Below are 18,866 nucleotides of genomic sequence, written 5' to 3' on the forward strand. Positions count from 1 at the left end.
GCTTACTTGTAGCCAGGGCTCCGCTTTGTATGGCAGTTTGCCGTCGAGGATGCTAAAGCAACGTGTTCACCTAGAGAGCCCGAGCTGAAAACCGCGACCTTGGCCAAAGACTATTGGGGACTAGATGACATCGAGTCAAGACACGGACTGGCGGGGCAGGGCCTCGCGCGTTCTCGCCGTCGTAGATGCGGTTGTCGTAGCTTGGGCTGTTACCGGAGCTTTTGTTCTTCGCTTCGGAATCGACAACGGTTTGAGCACTTCGGGCAACGACGCAGCCTATGTCTGGATTTCTGCGGTTCTGGCAGTCGCTTGGTGGGTGATGTTAGGAGCATGGACGAGCCGCCATCATCGGGTTCTAGGATCCGGCGCTGAGGAATACAAGCGTGTTGCAGCCGCCTCACTTTGGCTCTTTGGTGCCATTGCCATATTTTCATACGCTTTCGGGATTGATACCGCCAGAGGGTACGTAGGTGTGGCCCTCCCTGTCGGTCTCGGTGGACTGCTAGTGGCCCGTTGGCTCGTTCGCCAGCATTTACACTTGGACCGTCAACGCGGCAACAGCATGAACCGCCTTTTGCTGGTCGGCGGGCAGGGCGCTGTTGCTCACCTTGCGGCCTCGCTCATGAAGTCGAAGCACGCCGGCTACCTTCCTGTGGCAGCATATTCCCCGGGCACGGTTGAGCTACAAACCCACGAGGCATCGTCGGGATTGCCAATTCTGGGCACTAAGCCCGATCCAGAACTCATTCTGAAGGCAATCGAATCTTGCAAGGCCGACGCAGTCGCCGTGTCCGCGGGCGTTCAGCTAAATCCCCAATCGCTTAGGCACCTTGGATGGGAATTGGCATCCAGGAACATCGGACTCATCATGGCTCCAGCTCTCACCGATATCGCAGGGCCCCGCATCCACACCCAGCAAGTCGCCGGACTGCCTCTGATACACGTTACGACCCCAACGCTTGAAGGCGGGCAGCAGGTAGCTAAACGACTATTCGACATTGTGGTCTCCGGAATGCTCATCGTTCTGGCGTCTCCACTCATGCTCGTAATCACATTGCTAGTGAAGATCAGTAGCAAGGGTCCTGTCCTGTTCAGGCAGGACCGCGTGGGCATGGAAGGTGCTCAGTTCCAAATGCTGAAATTCCGATCAATGATCGTTGATGCAGAGGCACGCCTTGCGGAGCTCCAGGATCAGAATGAGGGTAGCGGTCTGCTTTTTAAAATCAAGGACGACCCCCGGATCACCCGAGTTGGACGCTTTCTCCGTCGGTACAGTTTGGATGAGCTACCGCAGTTGTTCAACATACTTGGCGGGTCCATGAGCTTGGTAGGACCTCGTCCACCTTTGCCTCGCGAAGTGGAAGCCTACGAGCACGACGTGCGTCGACGCCTCCTAGTTAAACCAGGGCTAACAGGGCTCTGGCAAGTCAGTGGCAGATCCAATTTGTCTTGGCAAGATTCAATTCGTCTCGATCTTTACTACGTCGAAAATTGGTCCCTTGCCGGAGACTTGGTGATCATTCTCCGCACAGTCCGCGCCGTATTCCGTAGTACTGGCGCCTATTAATCTCTCCCGCACAACGCAGTCACTGCGAAAGGAACTAATTCACATGCGTATTTCAGTTATCGGCTGCGGTTATCTGGGTGCTGTGCATGCCGCTTGCATGGCAAAACTCGGCCACGACGTCATCGGTATAGACGTTGACGAACGGAAGATTGCGGAACTGTCATCCGCTAACGCGCCCTTTTACGAACCTGGGCTGGACGCACTCCTCAAGGATGTCCAGGAAACGGGCAGGCTTGTCTTCACCACCGACTTGGCGGCATCGGCCGGAAGCGATGTCCACTTCATTTGCGTCGGCACACCGCAGAAGAAGGGTGAGAATGGCGCCGATCTCACCTACGTCGATGCCGCAGTTCGGGGACTTGTTCCATATCTCGCGCCCGGCCAAGTCATAGTGGGCAAGTCGACTGTTCCGGTTGGAACCGCTGCCCGCCTGGCAGATTTGGTAACCGAGCACGAATCCGAAGCGCATCTGGTTTGGAACCCGGAGTTCCTCCGCGAGGGCCACGCAGTGTCCGATACGCTACAGCCGGATCGATTTGTTTATGGGGTTTCGGACGGCTCCGAGGATCACCCATCTATTGCTGTTCTGGACGAGGTATATGCAGCTTCTCTCGCAGCAGGTACACCAAGACTGGTCACAGACTTACCGACTGCCGAGTTAGTGAAGACTGCTGCAAATTCTTTCCTTGCAACGAAAATTTCCTTCATTAATGCCATGGCAGAACTCTGCGAAGCTGCTGGTGCGGACGTGACGCGTCTCGCCGACGCCATCGGCATGGACGATCGCATTGGCCGTAAATTCCTCAATGCAGGCATCGGCTTCGGCGGTGGTTGCCTGCCCAAGGACATCCGTGCCTTTATGGCGCGGGCGGGAGAGCTCGGCGCCGACCAGGCGTTGACGTTCCTTCGTGAAGTAGACGCCATCAACATGCGGCGCCGCACGCGAGTGGTGGAGCTCACACGTGAGCTTTGCGGGGATGGACTACTTGGAAAGCGCATCACTGTTCTGGGTGCTGCCTTCAAACCTGAGAGCGACGATGTCCGCGATTCACCGGCTCTGAGTATCGCAGCCCAATTGCAGCTTCAGGGTTCTGTGGTGACGGTTACCGATCCGAAGGCACTTTCTAATGCTGCCCGACGATTCCCCGAGCTTCACTACGTAACGGACCTCGACACCGCCGTCCAGAGCGCAGACGTAATTCTGTTGCTGACGGAATGGCAACAGTATCGAGAACTGGACCCACACCAGCTCAGGCAAAGCGTGTCTACCCCACGAATACTCGACGGGCGGAACGTTCTGGACCCGGAAAAATGGCGAGCGGCGGGATGGCAATACCGCGGACTTGGAAGGCCGTAGTCCATGAAACGAGAAACAAAGGGAAAGCTCCCAAGCCGGGAACGCACAAAGACCTCGCGGTCCAAAGCCATGATCCGGCGGCGCCGGATGGTAGTTGGAATTTGGGTTGCCGGCATCTCAGTGATACTTATAGCGTCCGCCGCGTGGATCGGCTACAAAGCAACAATCGTCAGGAATGAACTGGCGACCGCCACACAGTTACTGCCGGATTTGAAGAAGGAGATCGCGGGCAACGACGCCGTAGCGGCGACGGCCAGCGTCAAGTCACTCGTAGAACACACCAGTGCCGCACGTGAAGCAGCCTCCGACCCGCTATGGAAAGCCGCTTCGGCTTTACCTTGGATTGGCCCGAACTTACAGGCAGCGGGCGAAGTCGCGATGACAGCTGACGACGTTGCGCGGTTGGGCGCTGTGCCATTGGTCAATGCTTTTCAGTCCCTGGACTGGGGGGCACTAACTCCCACGCCTTCCGGAATGGATTTGGAACCTTTGAGGTCGGCAACACCCCGAATTCAGGCTGCGGCTCATGCCGTCCGTGAGTCAACGCAGCGTTTGAATAACATCGAAGCTGAGACTCTTCTTCCGCAGATCGGCGAGCCGCTTGTAAAAGCTCGTGAGCAACTTGCCGGTCTCAGTAGGGACCTTGACTCCGCGTCTAACGCCTCCATCCTGGCGCCAGCAATGCTTGGGGCCGACTCTCCGCGCCGCTATCTCCTCCTTATGCAGAACAATGCGGAGTCCCGTGCAACGGGTGGCATTCCGGGCGCCTTGGCTGTTCTCAACGTGACCAAAGGAAACCTTCAGCTTGAGTCGCAAACTAGCGCTACGGCGCTAGGCGCTTTTGTTCCACCTGTAACCATAGACCTCGAAGAACAGGCTATCTATTCAGCTCGTGTCGGGAAGTACATGCAAGATGTCAATCTCACACCGGACTTCACGACTACAGCGGTGACCGCACGTGCCATGTGGGAGAAACACACCGGTGTACGCCTTGACGGTGTGCTATCCGTCGACCCAGTCGCCCTGAGCTTCATCCTTGAGGCCACTGGACCAGTACAAATCACCGATCCGGTAGTTCAGCGCGTTGGAAGTAAACTTCCAACGCAGTTGACTAGCAAGAATGTCGTTCAGACCCTCCTGTCTGATGTCTATGCGAAGATCGAGAACCCAGACTTACAGGACGTGTACTTTGCTGGGGCAGCTAAGGAGATCTTCGCTGCGCTCTCGACTGGCAATAGCGACCCTAAGAAGCTGATGGACGCAATCTCCAGAGGCGTGGGCGAACGGCGTATTCTCCTGTGGTCCGCCAACGACGAAGAGCAAGCCAAAATTGGGCAGTATCCACTCGGGGGAATGGTCTCCGGTACTGCCGTATCCCCTACACAATTCGGCATCTACTTCAATGACGGCACGGGCGCGAAAATGGACTACTGGGTCAAACGGACCGTTCAAGTTGTCAAAGACTGTACCCGAGACGGATACCGTGAAGTGACTGTCCGGGTTACGAACACAAACACCGCACCGATCGATGCTGCGAGCTCTCTGCCCAGGTATGTAACGGGCGGCGGGGTATATGGTGTCCCCGCTGGCTCGGTGCAAACCAACGTTGTCGCATACGGACCGGCACAGTCAAATATTGACACCGTTGTCAAAGACGGTGAAAAGATTCCATTCGCTGCGCAGCGTCATGGCCAACGAGCTGTCGGTACAGCGACGATTCAGCTTGCCCCCGGGCAAAGCACTAACGTTGACTTCAATTTTGGCCACATCGTCCAGCATGCTGAACCCGAAATAGTTGTCACGCCAACAACACAGCCGGTCAAGGAAGTCATCAAGGCCGCACCAGCCGCATCCTGTGAATAGAACAAGACCAGCTCGTTAATCTTTTGTAACGGGTTTGGATTTTCTTTGCTGAGAGTACCCCTGAAATGGTAAGTTCTACATGGGCAACACATGAGATTTCACCATAAGGTCACTCAGGGCCTCGGAAATCTCCAACATCACACGTGGTAACCAAATCGGGTCTCAGGGGGACACAAATGAAGAAATCTCTTGCAGCGCTTACGCTCGCAGGTTCCATTGCACTTGTCGGCGCAGTTCCGGCCGTCGCGACCAACTACCCAGCACCCAACTCCAGCGTTGCAGTTTCCGACGCATCCGTTGCACCGGGTGAAACATTTATCTTTAGCGGCACAGGTTTTACTCCGTTTGAAGGAATTACCATCACCGTCACACCGATCGGCACGCCTGCAGCTAGCGGCGGTAGCGTTTCTGCCGGTAGCCTGTCCGTCTCAGGTCGCATTCCGCTGGCACCTTCAACTTTGGGTGCTGTAGCTGACGCAAACGGGGCTTTCGCAGCTCCCGTCGCAATCGACACTCCGGGGACATACGCCCTGACTGCTAGGGGCAACTCGTCAGGCCACACTGTTGGTCCTGTCACCGTCGTAGTGGGTGGTACTGCCCTTTCCAACACAGGCGGAAATGCAGGCACAGGTACGGGTACAAGCCTGGCCAACACCGGTGGGGTTCCGCTGGCGAACACTGGCGCCGACTCCAGCCTGATCCTCTGGTCCATCGTGGGCGCAGGGGCACTGGCAGCCGGTACCGCATCCGTAGTGGTAGCCCGCCGCCGCGCAAAGAACTCTGGCGCTTCGGCCTAAAGCACGACGCTTCAAACCTCGGGTGGCTTGTCGACGAAGATGTTTCGTCGATAAGCCACCCTTTTCTGTTTTCGCGTTCCTGATCCAAGAGCTTCTGTGATATTCATATGATTATGGGGCGACATTGGCGTAGGCGACGGAGGCATTTCGAGCTACGTTTGCCCTCATACCGCTTACCGACGCTGCCCCAGGAATTTTCCCAATACGTTCTCCTGGCACTGCTGGCAGTTGCCGCCGCCAGCGTCAGCGCTTGGGCACTTATCCGAACTTCCTGAGGTGCAATTGAAAAACACACTCCCCTGGCGGGTAGCTTTAGTCGCATATTTGGGGAGCCTGGGTGTTATTGGTTTTTGGCCTACTCCGGTGGACCAACCTATCCATGAAACCCTCGCAACGCTGCTGAATTTCCTGCACCGGTACGGCGTACCGCGTTGGCTTGACTACCATGTGGTGGAATCCTCGGCAAACGTAGGGATGTTCATTCCCCTCGGAATCTTTGCAGCTATGGCCTTCCCAACACGAGCTTGGTGGGTCCTCACTGGGCTTGGAATCCTGGTTTCCACATGTATGGAGCTTGGTCAATTACTGTTTATTACAGCCCGCTTTTCAAACGTGGTTGATGTTGTCATGAACACCCTGGGGACTGTCATTGGCGTCGCAGCGATGCAGCTGCTTGCCCGGAGGAGGCGTACAAAGTTCGCCAGTCCGCAAGGCACTTCCTAACCAATGAAGCCCTTCATCCAAGTCTTCAGATCCTCGCCGAATTCGGGGCGCTCGGAGGCCAATGTGATCACGGCTTTCAGGTAGCTGAGCTTATCTCCAGTGTCGTAGCGTCGACCGCGGAAGACCACTCCGTAGACACCTGTGCCGTCGCCCTCCCCTACCGCGAGTGTCTGGAGCGCATCCGTGAGTTGGATTTCTCCGCCACGGCCAGGTTCGGTGTTTTCCAGAACCTCAAATACAGCCGGGTGGAGGACATAGCGGCCAATAATGGCCAAGTTCGACGGCGCATCTTCCGCCTTGGGTTTCTCCACCAAGTTATTCACTCGGACGTACACTTCCCCATCAACAGCGGAGACGTTGGCACAGCCGTAGGCGCTGATCTGTGCCGGCTCCACCTCAATCAGAGCGATCACCGAGCCGCCGGTCTTCTTCTGAACTTCCATCATTGTGGTTAGGAGTTCGTCGCGCTCATCGATGAGGTCGTCTCCCAAAAGAACCGCAAAAGGTTCATCGCCCACGTGCTGGCGACCGCAAAGTACAGCGTGTCCCAGCCCCTTCGGTTCACCCTGGCGAACGTAATGGATCGGCCCTAGCCCTGAGGCATGCTGGACGGCATCCAGGCGTGCTTGATCGCCCTTCAGCTCCAATGACCGTTCCAGCGCCGGTGTCCGGTCAAAGTGATCTTCCAGGGCCCGCTTGCTTTGGCCCGTAATCATGAGGATGTCGCTCAGGCCCGCATTGACGGCTTCCTCCACTACGTATTGGATGGCCGGGGCATCAACAACGGGCAACATCTCCTTTGGCATTGCCTTGGTGGCGGGCAAAAAACGCGTACCCAGTCCAGCAGCCGGAATTACAGCCTTGCGCACAATATTCCCCCATGTAGTCATGAGCAAACCCTATAAACCCTTGCGGGAATTACGAAATTTGATATACGTATATTAGTTAAGGGCTTACGGCGCGTCCACCCTTTTTGGTTCGGAAGCCGCTTCAACTTTGGTCAAGTTAGGGCAGGTGCTTTCCGGGTTCCCGGGAAGCACCTGCCCTCCTGTAAAGACGTATTACTTGCTGAAGCCTAGGCCTTTGCCTTAGCGCGACGAATCAGCGCTGCCGATGCTGCGCTGGCAGCGAGGGCGCCTCCGCCAACAAGCGACCACAGGACCAGGCTGGAATCAGCAGCGGTGTCGGCCTGGCCGTTTGCGCCAACGGCGGTAACGCTGGAAGCACCAGTGAATCCGGAACTGCCCTTGCCGCCGCCACCGTTGCCTCCGCCCTTGCCGGCGTTAACGGTGACGGCTGCCCAGCGAGTGTTGCCGGACGTGGCGCCGACGGCGCTGATCGTGTACCTACCACTATCCGTGAAGGTAATGGAGGTGGAGAAAGCGCCGGCGCCGTCAGCAATGACACTGAAGGTGGACGGAGCGGGCCGCTCGCCTTCAGAATCCTTCTTGCCGCCGGTCCTTTCGAACGTAACATTGATGGTTTCGCCGCCGATGTAGCCAGCGCCGGCGAAAGTGATGGATTCGCCGGCAGCTATGGTGCCGTCGGAAACGGTCCCCTGCTCGTTGCCCGGCGCCGGGTAGGTCGATGCCACGGCCGGAGCCGTCCCGGTCAGTGCGATTATGCCTGCAAGTGCAAGCGCTGCAATAGACTTCTTCAATTGTCCCCCCTGAGACTAATTACGAAATTCGTGTGATGTTGCGGATGCAGATCCCCCATGGAATAGCGTTCCGAAATCCCAAATGTCTATCCAAGGGACGACGATATCATTCGCGGCTTGCTCACAGCAGGGCTACTTCGCAGTAGTTACACAGGGTTAACCTGCCGTCTATCCGGCCGACTTGCACGCACGAAGTCACTGACTACCCGGTTTATCGACTATTTTTGACAGCGGACTTGTGGGAAATGACAACGGCGTGAGAGTGTCCGTCAGTAAGGTTGTACAGTCTTTGACCAGCCAATCTGCGCCTGAGTATCAATACAGTCCGTCGGCGGGCAGTGTCGTCTGTCGGCAGTGCGCGGGCCAGACCATGAGCTGGTCCCCCGTTGTTGCTGGCCCAGCAAAAGCGGCTACACCCTACCGCGTAGACCCAGACAGAAAAATGTCCACATCCTCAGCAACCCTTTCCGGGCACTCCCACAACACCAAGTGACCCGTCTTCTCGTAGATCTTCAGCTGAGCTCCCGGCATACGGCTGGCAAGGGTTGCTTGATGGTGCCGCGGGATCAGGTGGTCATGAGCGCCCCAAAGGATAAGCGTCGGGGCCGAGATGGTTCCGCCTTCCGTTGGCGGGACAGCCTCGTAGTAGCCGCGCAAGGACGCTTTCCAAACGGATGCGGGCATGGCCAAACCGTCCCGCACCCTACCCTCGATATACGCAGCGGGCACGGCGTGCAACATGCGGTACCAGGACAAGGACTCCCGAACCCAGTCCTCGGAAATCGGGTCAGTGAGCGCCTCCACGTCGCTCGCAAAGGGTGGTTTCCCCAGCAGACTCAAGGGAGATCCCACCAGAATCAGCGATGCCAAGAGCTCCGGATGAGTCACGGCCAGTTGTTGGGCGACGTATCCGCCGCTGGATGAACCCAATACGTGAGCCCGCGCTATACCCAAGGCATCCAACATGGCGGCAACATCTTCCGCAACCGCTGTCAGAGAGTAACCATCTTCAGGCTTGTCGGCCCCGCCATGGCCACGTAGGTCCGGCGCCACCAAAGTAAAGGATGGCAGCGAGGCAATGAGCCGCTCAAAACTCCGCCAGGATTCAACCCACGCGTGCAACAAGACCAAGGGCGTGGCGCCGTCGTCGTTCGCTTCACCAAGGTGACCCTGCACAAAACAGGGCACGCTGATCCCTGTACGCAAAGCGACGGTCCTAACCTCGGACTCCATACGGCCAGCGTACGCCCGCGCTGGCTACTGCACGACCGTCCTGACCGAATCCGTTGCCGTCTGGCATTCCGCGCAGCATCCCGAGTCTTCGGAGGATTCATCAATGACGGCCGCAGGGGGCACAGCACAACAAACGTCGCCACGCCACGCGTTGATTCCTTCGCGCACAGCGACGGCGGCAATCACCAGAGCTGCGCCGGCATCGGCCCACCACCAACCCAACGTGCTGTTCAGGACCAGACCTATGAGCAGCACAGCAGAGAGATACGTACACAACAGAGTCTGCTTGGAGTCAGCTACGGCCGTCTTGGAACCGAGTTCACGTCCGGCTCGGCGCTGGGCCCAAGACAAGACGGGCATGATCGCCAGGCTGAGGGCCGCTATGACGATGCCTTGCGTCGAGTGCTGGGCCGCTCCCCCACCGGTAAGGGACCTGATGGCATCGAACGTGACGAAGGCGGCCAAGGCGAAGAAGGAAATCGCGATAATCCGGAGGGTTAAGTGCTCGCGGCGCTCCGGGTCCTTTGCGGAGAACTGCCAGGATAATGCCACAGCGGAGGCTACCTCGATTACCGAATCCAGCCCAAAGCCAATCAAAGCCGAGGAATCCGCCGCGCCGCCAGCCCAGAGCGCCGCTGCCGCCTCGATCACGTTGTAGCTGATGGTGGCAGCAGCGAAAAGTCTTATCCGACGTGTCAGGACGGCTCGGCGTTCCGACGCTTCCAGCAGGGCGGTGCTCATGCCACGCATGTCCCGTCAGGAGCACAGCAGTTGGGATCCACAGCCAAGACCACACCGATCAAGTCCTCGATGGCGTGACCCAGGCGTGCATCGGCCAGTTCGTAGCGGGTCCTGCGCCCATCGGGAAGCCCGACCACCAGGCCGCACCCGCGCAGGCAGGTCAAATGGTTGGACATGCTCTGGCGGGAAACACCCAAGGAATCTGCAAGCTCCGAGGGGAAAGCCGGCGCATCAGCTAATGCCAGGAGTACGCGTGCCCTGGTGGCGTCTGAGATCGCATAGCCGAACCGGGCAAGCACCGGAGCGTGGGTGAGGGTTTCCATACCATTAAAGTACAGCGGACGATGTATTCACGCAATCGTGTACTGAATCTCCGCGCGAAACATCAAAGCCCCACCTCCCACACGCAGCGGCGGCAGCTCCGCCGTCGTACGCTTTGACGACATGGCAGAGGCGGAGCCACCCTGTTAGGTGGCCCCGCCTCTGGTGCGTTGGGATTATCCAGTCCTGCGCCCGTCTTTCGGGTTACCTGTTGCGTTGGTATGCAGGGTGGGTCCCTTCGCATGCCGACCTGGGAGTTGCCGGCAGTCATGTGAAAGTTGCGGTTTAGAGGATGCCTGTCGGAACCACGAGGGCCCAAGCCATGGCAGGCGCCACCAGGACCACTCCACCGGCGTACATCATCAGCTGCTTGTAGACGCGCTGACGGTCTGATTCCTGTGCGTTGGCCACGATCAGTGCGCCGTCGGTGGAGAAGGGCGAAACATCCACCACAGTTGCTGCGATTGCAAGAGCTGCGACCGTTCCTGATGCGCTCAACGTGCTGGAGGCCAGCAGCGGCCCGGCGAGCGGGATGAACGCGGTCAGCAGCGCGGTGGACGAGGCAAATGCCGAACCGACGCCGATGACGTAGCAGAGAACCAGCGCGATCAGCAGCGGTGCGCCGAGAGCCAACGCCATCTCTGCAAGGGTGTCGATAACGCCCACGTGCTGCAGCAGGGATACGTAGGTGATCATGCCGGCCACCAGGAGGACAGTGGACCACGAAACGCCGCCGATGAAGGTCCGGTGTTCCTTGATGTTGATCAGCGCCAGCAGCAGGCCAGCGGAAAGAGCAACAAAGCCAATCGGCATCCGGAAGCCCAGGGTGCAGACGAGCATTACAGCGATCAGTACGAGCGTCAGGATCTGCTGGCCGTGAGGCCGCGTGATACGGGGAGTTTCGAGGTCCACGTTCTGGACCCCTGCGCCGTCCTTCAGCTTTCCGAAGACTGCGAACAAAGCCAAGGATAGCGCCGAGAGAAGCAGGTTGATGGCGAAACTTGCCGCAAAGAGTCCGCCCTGGGAAATGGGGAAACCATTGTCGTGGGCGATGTTGTGGACCAGGACGCCGGCAACGGACAGCGGCGAGAACCCACCTGCGTGTGCGCCGTTGATGACGAAGGCGCCCATGAGGACAGGGTGGATACGCGACTCGTAAGCGAACCCCATGGCGGCGGGTGCCAGAAGTGCGACAGCGGCAGGCGAGAACGTGCCCAGCGAGGTCAGCGCGGCTGCGATGAGGAAGAAAACCCATGGCAGCAACATCGTCTTACCCCTGACGAGGCGCACGCAATTCTGCACGATGATGTCGATGGTTCCATTGCGGTTGGCCATGCTGAAGAAGTACGTCACGCCGATGATCGTCAGGACGATGCTGGCCGGGAAGTCCTCCAGGATCTCCTTATCGGACATTCCAAGCATGAAATACCCGACGCCGAACGAGGCTACCAGCCCCATCACACCGATGTTCAGGGGCCACTTGGTAGCGACAACGAACATGAGCACGAGGACGACCAAGGGAATGATCTGGGTAGCGGTCAAGGTCGACTCCGTTCCCGAGGTGGCCGCCGGGTTGAAGACGGCGCCTCCGAACATCAGAGCGACCAGACCCAGGACAGCAATCACGGCTGCTGTTATCAGCAGGATACGGCGGCTGCGGTTAGGACGTTTGGAACCAGCCTCCTGGACATCATCCACTGTTGTGGAGGGGGCTTGGAAATCGGTCTTAGTCATGATCTTTACTCCTCGTTGAGTGGGCTGATGTCACTGGGCTGCTGATGCAAAGGAAGGCTCGACGGCGCTGCCGAGGAGTTCCGGGAGATGCAGGGTGGTGGTGGCGATGGTGCGTGCCGTCCGGTCCACCCCGACCAACAGGGACCCGTGGCGCTCTTCGCTCCAGGTCTCGATCACGCCCGCAGGGGTTCGAAGCCGCAGGATGGATCGCGGTTCGCTGCCTGTGATGCTGTTGATGACAGTTCCTGGGGTGCTTGCTGCAAGCGTCAGGGCGATGCTTCCGGTAATTGCCAGGGCCGGGTGGGGCTTGCCCATGGAGAGCATCATGACGTTGACATCGGCGGAGTCCCCTGTACCGGCGTCCCCTGTACTGGTGTCCCCGGCTGCGGGGGCTCCGACAATTGCGAGCTTGGGGATTGCACGGGCAGCATCTTGGACCGTTGACGCCAGGCCCATGCGGACTGCGGACTGCCGCCGGATCTGGTCCAGGGTGTCCAACTGCAGCATCACTCCGGCCTGCCAGCTTCCGAAGCGGGCAGTGTCCAGGCCCAGTTCCTCAGCCTTGACGATCACAACTGGAGCTCCGGCGTCGACCATTGAAACTGTCCAGCGCGTACCGCCGGCACTTATCGTGTCCGTTGGTTCACCGGTGGGCAGCAACTTCCCGGTCGTCTTTCCGGCGGGATCCATGAAGCCCAGGCCCACCCGGTAGCCGGGAAATACGACGCCGGGCATCTGCGCATCCGGAACGATCGGCAAAGCGCCCGCTGGGGTACCAACGCGCTGGATAATGATCTGGCCGGTGTTGGTGTTGCGCGTGACGATCCGGGTGTTGTCGCCGTTGGGAGTCACCCAGCCCTTCTCGATCGCGTAAAGGCCAACAACCGCAGAGCAGTTTCCGCAGTTACTCCCCCAGTCCACGGCCGCTTCCTCGATGCCGACCTGAGCGAAGGTGAACTCGACGTCGACATCCGGGTCGGCCGGACGGCGCAGAATCATGGCCTTGCTGGTGGTGGAGGTTGATCCTCCGACGCCGTCGATCTGGCGGTGGTCCGGGCTTCCGAAAAGCCGGGGCAGCAAAGAGTCCAGGTCCTTGTGGGTTTCGTCCAGGTGTTCACCTTCGAAGACCCAGCACTTGCTGGTGCCTCCACGCATCCATTCCGCTTCAATCTTCATGGCAATCCGTCCATCTCCTCATGCCGCGCTGGGTTTCAGGGGCCTATAAGAAGAATGATCGGGATCACAAATGAAGACAATGTTGGATATTTGATGGGGGATGTAGAGATGCTTCATTTACTGTGGTTATCGCGGCTGGGTCTTGTCTAGTCTCGCGATTTTGGTTTTGGCTTGAGCGATAGATAGGGGAAATCGCGCAAGATTGCATAGAATGAACCAAAGTCAGAGGAGAGTTAACTGATGCTTAATGATCACGGCCAGGAATTATTCGACATTCGGCGGTTGGCTCTGCTGGTTGAGGTGGTGGAGCAGGGATCCATCACCGCTGCGGCCGATCTGATGCTGTACACGCCATCGGCGGTCTCCCAACAATTGCGGAAGCTCGAACAGGAAGTAGGGCAGCCCCTTCTTACCCGCCGCTCCCGCGGTGTGGTGCCGACAGAAGCCGGCCAAGTGCTTGCCGGGCACGCCCGCAAGATGGTGGGGCAGATGCGCGCCGCCCGGAACGACCTCGATCAGATCGCTGGGCTCCGCCGCGGCTCCCTGACGGTGGGCACGTTTCCCACCCTCGCCGGATCGTTCTTGCCGCTCGTGATCCGTGCCTTCAAAAAGCGGTACCCGGCCATCAGCCTCTCAGTCCGAAGCGCGCGCTTTGAGGAACTGGTATCAGACCTCGAATCCGGGGAGACCGGCCTCTGCCTGCTCTGGGACTACCCCTGGAATCGCTTCCATGACGACGCCATCCGGACAACCGAAGTCTTCCAGGAAAGCACGGTCATCCTCGTGGCCAAGGGACACCACCTCGCCGACCTCGACGAAGTAAAGATGGAGGACCTGAAAAAGGAATCCTGGATCGTCCGTGCGGATGCTCATCCCGTGGTGGAAGTGCTCCGGCGCTCCGCCAACGAAGCCGGCTTCGAGCCGACCATCGGATTCCTGGCCAACGACTACCAGGAAGCGCAGGCAATGGTCAGCGTCGGAATGGGCGTCGCCATGGTGCCCAAAACCGCCGTCGCTCTTCAACATCCGGACGTCAGGGTGCTTAGCCTCGGCGCTGCTGCCCCGCTGCGGCGGGTTCTCCTGGCCCAGCGCCAGGACAAGGTCTACGCCCCGGCCGAGGTCGCATTCCACACAACACTGTTGGAAATCGCCCGGGACCACGTTGGGGATTACCTCTAAGGCCGTCACTGGATCCCCAGCGAGACCATCCCTTGGCCGCTGCAACGGATATCCTTTGTTATGCCCATCCCGGACACACCGCCGTCGAACGCACCCGGAGACCCTGGAGACACATCCGGGGTCCTTCACGACAAGCTCACCATCCCGGAACGATACGTTGCACCGCGGAGTCAAAAGGTCCTCTACGTCATCGCGGTTGTCCTCGCGGTGGTTGGCGCCGGAACCTTTTTCCTCATCCTCGCCGAAGTACAGCAAAAAATAGATCTGGCCACGGTGGATAGCTCAGTCAGCTCGTGGTTCGTGAGCCAACGCTCACCGACGGCGACAACCGTGATGGGTGTCCTTGCCACCATTTTTGGGCCAATAGTCATGCCCATCATCGTGGCGGCCGTGACCGGAATTTGGATACTCAGGGCGCGTAAGCTCTGGCGACCCCTCTTGCTTGCCGGGGCCATGCTGACCGGCGTGATCCTCGCCCAGGTCATTACACGGTTGGTCGAACGGCCAAGACCGCCTGTGGATCTGATGGTACTTGGCGCTGACAGCACCTACTCTTTTCCGTCGGGCCACGTACTCGGCGCATCCGACTTCCTTCTTGTCGGAGCATTCCTCGTCTTTTCGCGCCGCCGGAAGATAGGTGCCGTCATTGCGGGCTTCAGCGCCGCCGTCGCGGGGATCGCCACCCAAGCCGTCAGCAGGCTCTACCTCGGCTACCACTGGCTGACGGATGTCCTCGCTTCCGTCTCTTTGTCATTGATTGTGCTGGCCGCAGTCATTGCCTTGGACACGTGGCGCACCACCAAGGCGCTGCCCGGGCCGGAAGAGATGGCTGCGAAAAAGCGCAGCTGATTGCAGCTTGATCACGTGGTCTTTCTTGGGCAAGTCCATAAGAGTTGAGTGATATTCGCCGGATCGAATTCGGTTGGGCTGAGAGACGATGGAGGAAGGAGGAGCCATGTCAGCACTCACGCACACCATAGAAATCGACCGCCCACCAGATGAGGTTTTTGCGTACGCGAGCGACCCGCTGCGTTTCCCGGAGTGGCAGGGCGACGTCCTGGAGGTGCACTTCGAGGGCGCGGGCGGCAGGAAGGTCGGATCGCGGTTCACCACCACCCGCCGGATCGGACCCAACAAGCGCACGATGACGCAGGAGATCACGGAGGACCAGCCGCCCCATCGGTTCGCCGCACATGGGGTTGACGGCCCGATTCGCCCTCACGCGAGCATCGACGTCGAACCGCTTGACGACGGCGCACGGTCCCGGGTGACGTTCGAGCTCGATTTCGAGGGGCACGGCCTCGGCAAGGCCCTCGTGCCCGCCGTACGTCAGCTCGCGGCACGGGGTGCCCCAGCGAGCCACAAGCGGCTCAAGGAACGGCTCGAGGCGGACGGATAGCAGCCCTCGGGGTTGAGTAGTCCGCGGACAAGCCGTTGCTGGGCAGAGCCTATTGCTTCGCCCAGCCTCCGCAGCCTTCGGTGATGAACCTCTGGCCCCGAACCAGTTTCACCACTGGGAATCCGCTAGTGACAGCTCCCTCGGAGCTGTCAATGCTGCCCGGGCGCGTGATTTGCCAGGAGCAGGAGCGTGAGACTTCATGCGTGGTTCGGTACGTTCCCGGGGCGATATCCTTCCCAACAATCCACGTCCCGTCTTGGACGGTCCCGTCTTGGATGCTTCCGCCTTGAATGGTGCTCGGAGCTTGTCGAGCAGCGGCAATGGCCGCATCACGAGCGGCTTCAGTCCCGGCCGCAACCACGCCCAGGAAAAGTGATACCGCTCCCGCGACGGCAACCACTATCGCGGCCCGTTTGCTTGGTAGCGCAGCCCAAGAGGGCCTCTTGAAAATGAGCGAATAGAGACCAGTGAGCGAAGCTCCCAGGCCGATGAAGATCAGGATCGATTCGCCATTCCCCGTTACAGCATTGGCCAGGGCAAGTAGGGCAAGCAATGCGCCCACGATCCAAAACGATGGGCTGAAGCGCTTCGTGGAACCGCTGGACCAATTCTCCCGCGGAGGGTTCTGCGGGAAAGGTGGAGGTCCGAAGCCCGGATGTTGGAATGGCTGCTGCTGATAGTAGGGCTGGTACGGCAAAGGTAGCTGCTGGAATGGTGGCTGCTGGTACTGGTGTGGCGCAGGCACTGCGGCTGGTGCTGCAAAGGGCCGCGGCGACCCGTATGGAGGCCCGCCCGGAGGCGCAAACGGCTGCGCCTGCTGTACCGGTATCTCCGGCACGTCCGCCTGACCGTATGCCGGACCATCCGTGTCATTCGTCATTGATTCCCCCACGTGAAAGTAACCGGCATCGCGCGTTCTTCAGCAACTGGCCCGGCTACGCATTACACTACGACACCGGGCCCGAACATCATGGGCTTTTCAGGACATCTTCCGGGCACGCCTGAACGCAATTTGGCCTACCGATGGAAAAGGCGCGCCGCCTAAACTGAGGGGACACCAAGCAATCACGGTTTGCGAGGTTGCCCGTGCTTAGGAACGGAGAGCGCCATGCTCAAGATGCTCATGTGCAAACTGAACTTGAGTCACGCCTGGCACGTGGAATCGGCAGAAGATGGCAGCGGCCGTTATAGAAGATGCACTCGGTGCGGTAAGTACGACCGCGACTGGGACGGTAGCGGCTTCATGCACTGATCGGGCCTATGCCTTCATGTTCTCCTCGGATGGCGTAGCCGGAAGCGACACCGTAAAGGTGCTGCCTCTGCCCGGTTTGCTTGTGCAGGTGATGCTGCCGCCATGCCGTTCCACGATGGACTTGGTGATGGACAGACCCAGGCCTACGCCTGGAATGGCAGCCTGCCGAGCAGCACCTGTCCGGAAGAACCGCGTGAAAATCTTCGACGTCTCCTCGGTGGTCATACCCATGCCGGTATCTTGAACTTCCAGCTGGATCCACCCGTCGTTCCGGGCGGCCCTCACGGTCACCCGTCCGCCACCCGGGGAGTACTTGATGGCATTGGACACGAGGTTATCCAGGGCCTGTCCCAACCTCAGAGGATCTGCATCGGCCCACAGCGGTGAAGGTACATCGGCCACGAGGCCCACATTGGCAAAATCGGCCTGTGCATGGGCTGAAACCAAGCTGTTTTCAACCAGGCCGGCGACGTCTGTACGCCGCAGGTGAATACTCTCCACTGCGGCGGCTGACATAAGCAGATCGTCCACCAGAACGCGGAGCCGCTCCGCATTGCGCTCGGCGACTTCCAAGCGGGTCCTCGCCCTATCCGAGAGCTCTTCATCCCCGCGGAGCACCAAATCCAGGTTGCCCAGGATCGAGGTTAGTGGGGATCCGAATTCGTGCGAAACGTTGGCAACCAGTTCATCCTTGGCCGCGAGGGCCTGGACAACGTCGGTCACGTCGCGAAACACGATCACAGCTCCGCCGAACCCTTCGTCGACGCCATATTTCATGCTGCGTGCGGCTGTGGAAATGGCCCGCTGTTCTGCCCCTGTACCGAACCACACAAGGTAATCCGAATACGTCTCCCCCTGCGCTGCCCTTTGAGTGGGGCTCTTTTCGGGCGGAAGCGGTGTCAGCCGATCCTGGCCAAAGATCAAAAGCTCGTCCCGGGTGTGGGCTGCTCCGGACAGGGCTGGAGTTGCCACGCGATGGAATTCTTTTTGTTGGTTGTTGGTCAAAAGCGTCTCGCCCTTGGAATCGACGGCGACAATTCCGACGTCGATTGTGTCCAGGATCGTTCCAAGCAACATTTCGCGATCCCTGCTCGCCGCCAGCAATTGCCGCAAAGCTTGGTCACGCTGCCTGACACGCTGTTGCTGGATCCTTGCATTCGAGCCGGAGAGCCGAATGGTGAGTGCAACAGCAAACATCACCAGGGGCAAGACGATAACCGAGAACATGTCCGACGATGGGGGCTTTGGCAAGTGCGAAATGAAGGGAGGGAGGGCAATTATGAGGGGACCCAGGAAGCTGATGATAAGGCTGGACCTGGTTCGCAGACCTGAGGCGGATAACCAGATCACAGGAAAAAGTGCGAGAACCACGAGGCCTGGCAGCGAGCCATAGGCACCGCTTCGCGTGAATGCGAGGGCAACCAGGTCCAGGACCGGAATGGCCAGGCTTGCGCTTGGCGCAAGGCGCTCCCACGGTACCAGGAAGCAGCTCACGAAAAGGATCCCGTGCATGATGATTCCGGTGACAAACAACCCGTTCTGCATGAGATTTGGCCAAAGGGCAGGGGCAGAGACGAACAATCCTCCGACTACCAGAGTCAAAGGCAATTCGCAGACGGCTACCCGAGCCCTGGGCGTAAGTTTTCTAAAGATGCGGGCGGCTGTGCGAAGCAAAGGCTGCTCAGTCAAGGCAGAATCCTTCGTTTGGGGGACACGGACCAAATATCGTTTCGCGCCGATTCCGGGAAGAGCGGGGGGCGGAGCGTAAAACCGGAACGTTGGGACGGCGCATATTGCACATATTAGGTGCTATAAAACATGAATGCTTGTATCGTACGTATTGGGTGACGCTTCCCGCTTTGCG

17 protein-coding genes are annotated in these 18,866 nt (G+C 59.1%); 8 read left to right on the forward strand and 9 right to left on the reverse strand.

From position 1 onward, the window contains the following. Positions 1-124 precede the first annotated feature (124 nt). The 5 genes from ACFX4T_RS13690 to ACFX4T_RS13710 all read left to right on the forward strand — a co-directional run bounded on the left by ACFX4T_RS13690 (position 125) and on the right by ACFX4T_RS13710 (position 6,307). On the forward strand, positions 125-1,567 hold the full coding sequence (locus ACFX4T_RS13690) for a sugar transferase (protein ID WP_377652360.1): 1,443 nt from the start codon (positions 125-127) through the stop codon (positions 1,565-1,567). Between the two features lie 43 nt (positions 1,568-1,610). Further along, positions 1,611-2,924, forward strand: a complete 1,314-nt coding sequence (locus tag ACFX4T_RS13695) for a UDP-glucose dehydrogenase family protein (RefSeq protein ID WP_377652361.1) — start codon at positions 1,611-1,613, stop codon at positions 2,922-2,924. 69 nt (positions 2,925-2,993) lie between these two features. Next, the gene (locus ACFX4T_RS13700; RefSeq protein WP_377652362.1) at positions 2,994-4,787 is read left to right on the forward strand and encodes a DUF4012 domain-containing protein; all 1,794 of its coding nucleotides are present in this window, start codon (positions 2,994-2,996) and stop codon (positions 4,785-4,787) included. A gap of 176 nt (positions 4,788-4,963) precedes the next feature. Next, positions 4,964-5,584 (forward strand): LPXTG cell wall anchor domain-containing protein, encoded by a 621-nt coding sequence (locus tag ACFX4T_RS13705; protein WP_377652363.1) that lies wholly within the window; start codon positions 4,964-4,966, stop codon positions 5,582-5,584. A gap of 276 nt (positions 5,585-5,860) precedes the next feature. Next, entirely contained in the window at positions 5,861-6,307 is a 447-nt protein-coding gene (locus ACFX4T_RS13710; protein ID WP_377652364.1) for a VanZ family protein, read from the forward strand. Here the strand turns inward: ACFX4T_RS13710 and galU are convergent. The 7 genes from galU to ACFX4T_RS13745 form a co-directional block, all read right to left on the reverse strand. Continuing rightward, positions 6,304-7,197: a UTP--glucose-1-phosphate uridylyltransferase GalU gene (gene galU, locus ACFX4T_RS13715; protein WP_377652365.1), complete on the reverse strand. Its 894-nt coding sequence runs from the start codon at positions 7,195-7,197 to the stop codon at positions 6,304-6,306. The genes ACFX4T_RS13710 and galU overlap by 4 nt on opposite strands. A gap of 185 nt (positions 7,198-7,382) precedes the next feature. Beyond that, positions 7,383-7,967: a hypothetical protein gene (locus ACFX4T_RS13720; protein ID WP_377652366.1), complete on the reverse strand. Its 585-nt coding sequence runs from the start codon at positions 7,965-7,967 to the stop codon at positions 7,383-7,385. Positions 7,968-8,384: 417 nt separating this feature from the next. After that, positions 8,385-9,200 (reverse strand): alpha/beta fold hydrolase, encoded by an 816-nt coding sequence (locus ACFX4T_RS13725; RefSeq protein ID WP_377652367.1) that lies wholly within the window; start codon positions 9,198-9,200, stop codon positions 8,385-8,387. Positions 9,201-9,224: 24 nt separating this feature from the next. Beyond that, positions 9,225-9,941, reverse strand: a complete 717-nt coding sequence (locus ACFX4T_RS13730) for a cation transporter (RefSeq protein WP_377652368.1) — start codon at positions 9,939-9,941, stop codon at positions 9,225-9,227. Beyond that, the gene (locus tag ACFX4T_RS13735; RefSeq protein WP_377652369.1) at positions 9,938-10,264 is read right to left on the reverse strand and encodes an ArsR/SmtB family transcription factor; all 327 of its coding nucleotides are present in this window, start codon (positions 10,262-10,264) and stop codon (positions 9,938-9,940) included. Before ACFX4T_RS13735 ends, ACFX4T_RS13730 begins: the two co-directional genes overlap by 4 nt. A 283-nt stretch (positions 10,265-10,547) precedes the next feature. Beyond that, on the reverse strand, positions 10,548-11,996 hold the full coding sequence (locus ACFX4T_RS13740; RefSeq protein ID WP_377652370.1) for an SLC13 family permease: 1,449 nt from the start codon (positions 11,994-11,996) through the stop codon (positions 10,548-10,550). A 30-nt stretch (positions 11,997-12,026) separates the two neighbouring features. Then, on the reverse strand, positions 12,027-13,172 hold the full coding sequence (locus ACFX4T_RS13745; RefSeq protein ID WP_377652371.1) for a PrpF domain-containing protein: 1,146 nt from the start codon (positions 13,170-13,172) through the stop codon (positions 12,027-12,029). A 240-nt stretch (positions 13,173-13,412) separates the two neighbouring features. On the opposite strand from ACFX4T_RS13745, the gene ACFX4T_RS13750 reads away from it, so the two are divergent. From ACFX4T_RS13750 to ACFX4T_RS13760, 3 genes are all read left to right on the forward strand, one after another. Then, a complete protein-coding gene (locus ACFX4T_RS13750; RefSeq protein WP_223946737.1) occupies positions 13,413-14,351 on the forward strand; it encodes a LysR family transcriptional regulator in 939 nt (312 codons plus the stop codon). Between the two features lie 60 nt (positions 14,352-14,411). Next, a complete protein-coding gene (locus tag ACFX4T_RS13755) occupies positions 14,412-15,200 on the forward strand; it encodes a phosphatase PAP2 family protein (RefSeq protein ID WP_377652372.1) in 789 nt (262 codons plus the stop codon). A 106-nt stretch (positions 15,201-15,306) separates the two neighbouring features. Beyond that, the gene (locus ACFX4T_RS13760) at positions 15,307-15,750 is read left to right on the forward strand and encodes an SRPBCC family protein (RefSeq protein WP_377652373.1); all 444 of its coding nucleotides are present in this window, start codon (positions 15,307-15,309) and stop codon (positions 15,748-15,750) included. A gap of 49 nt (positions 15,751-15,799) precedes the next feature. Here the strand turns inward: ACFX4T_RS13760 and ACFX4T_RS13765 are convergent, their stop codons facing one another. Further along, positions 15,800-16,630, reverse strand: coding sequence for a hypothetical protein (locus ACFX4T_RS13765; RefSeq protein ID WP_377652374.1), 831 nt, complete (start codon positions 16,628-16,630; stop codon positions 15,800-15,802). 378 nt (positions 16,631-17,008) lie between these two features. Then, positions 17,009-18,691: a sensor histidine kinase gene (locus ACFX4T_RS13770; protein WP_377652375.1), complete on the reverse strand. Its 1,683-nt coding sequence runs from the start codon at positions 18,689-18,691 to the stop codon at positions 17,009-17,011. Between the last annotated feature and the right edge of the window lie 175 nt (positions 18,692-18,866).

The organism is Paenarthrobacter sp. YIM B13468 (assembly GCF_042788025.1).
GTDB lineage: Bacteria > Actinomycetota > Actinomycetes > Actinomycetales > Micrococcaceae > Arthrobacter > Arthrobacter aromaticivorans.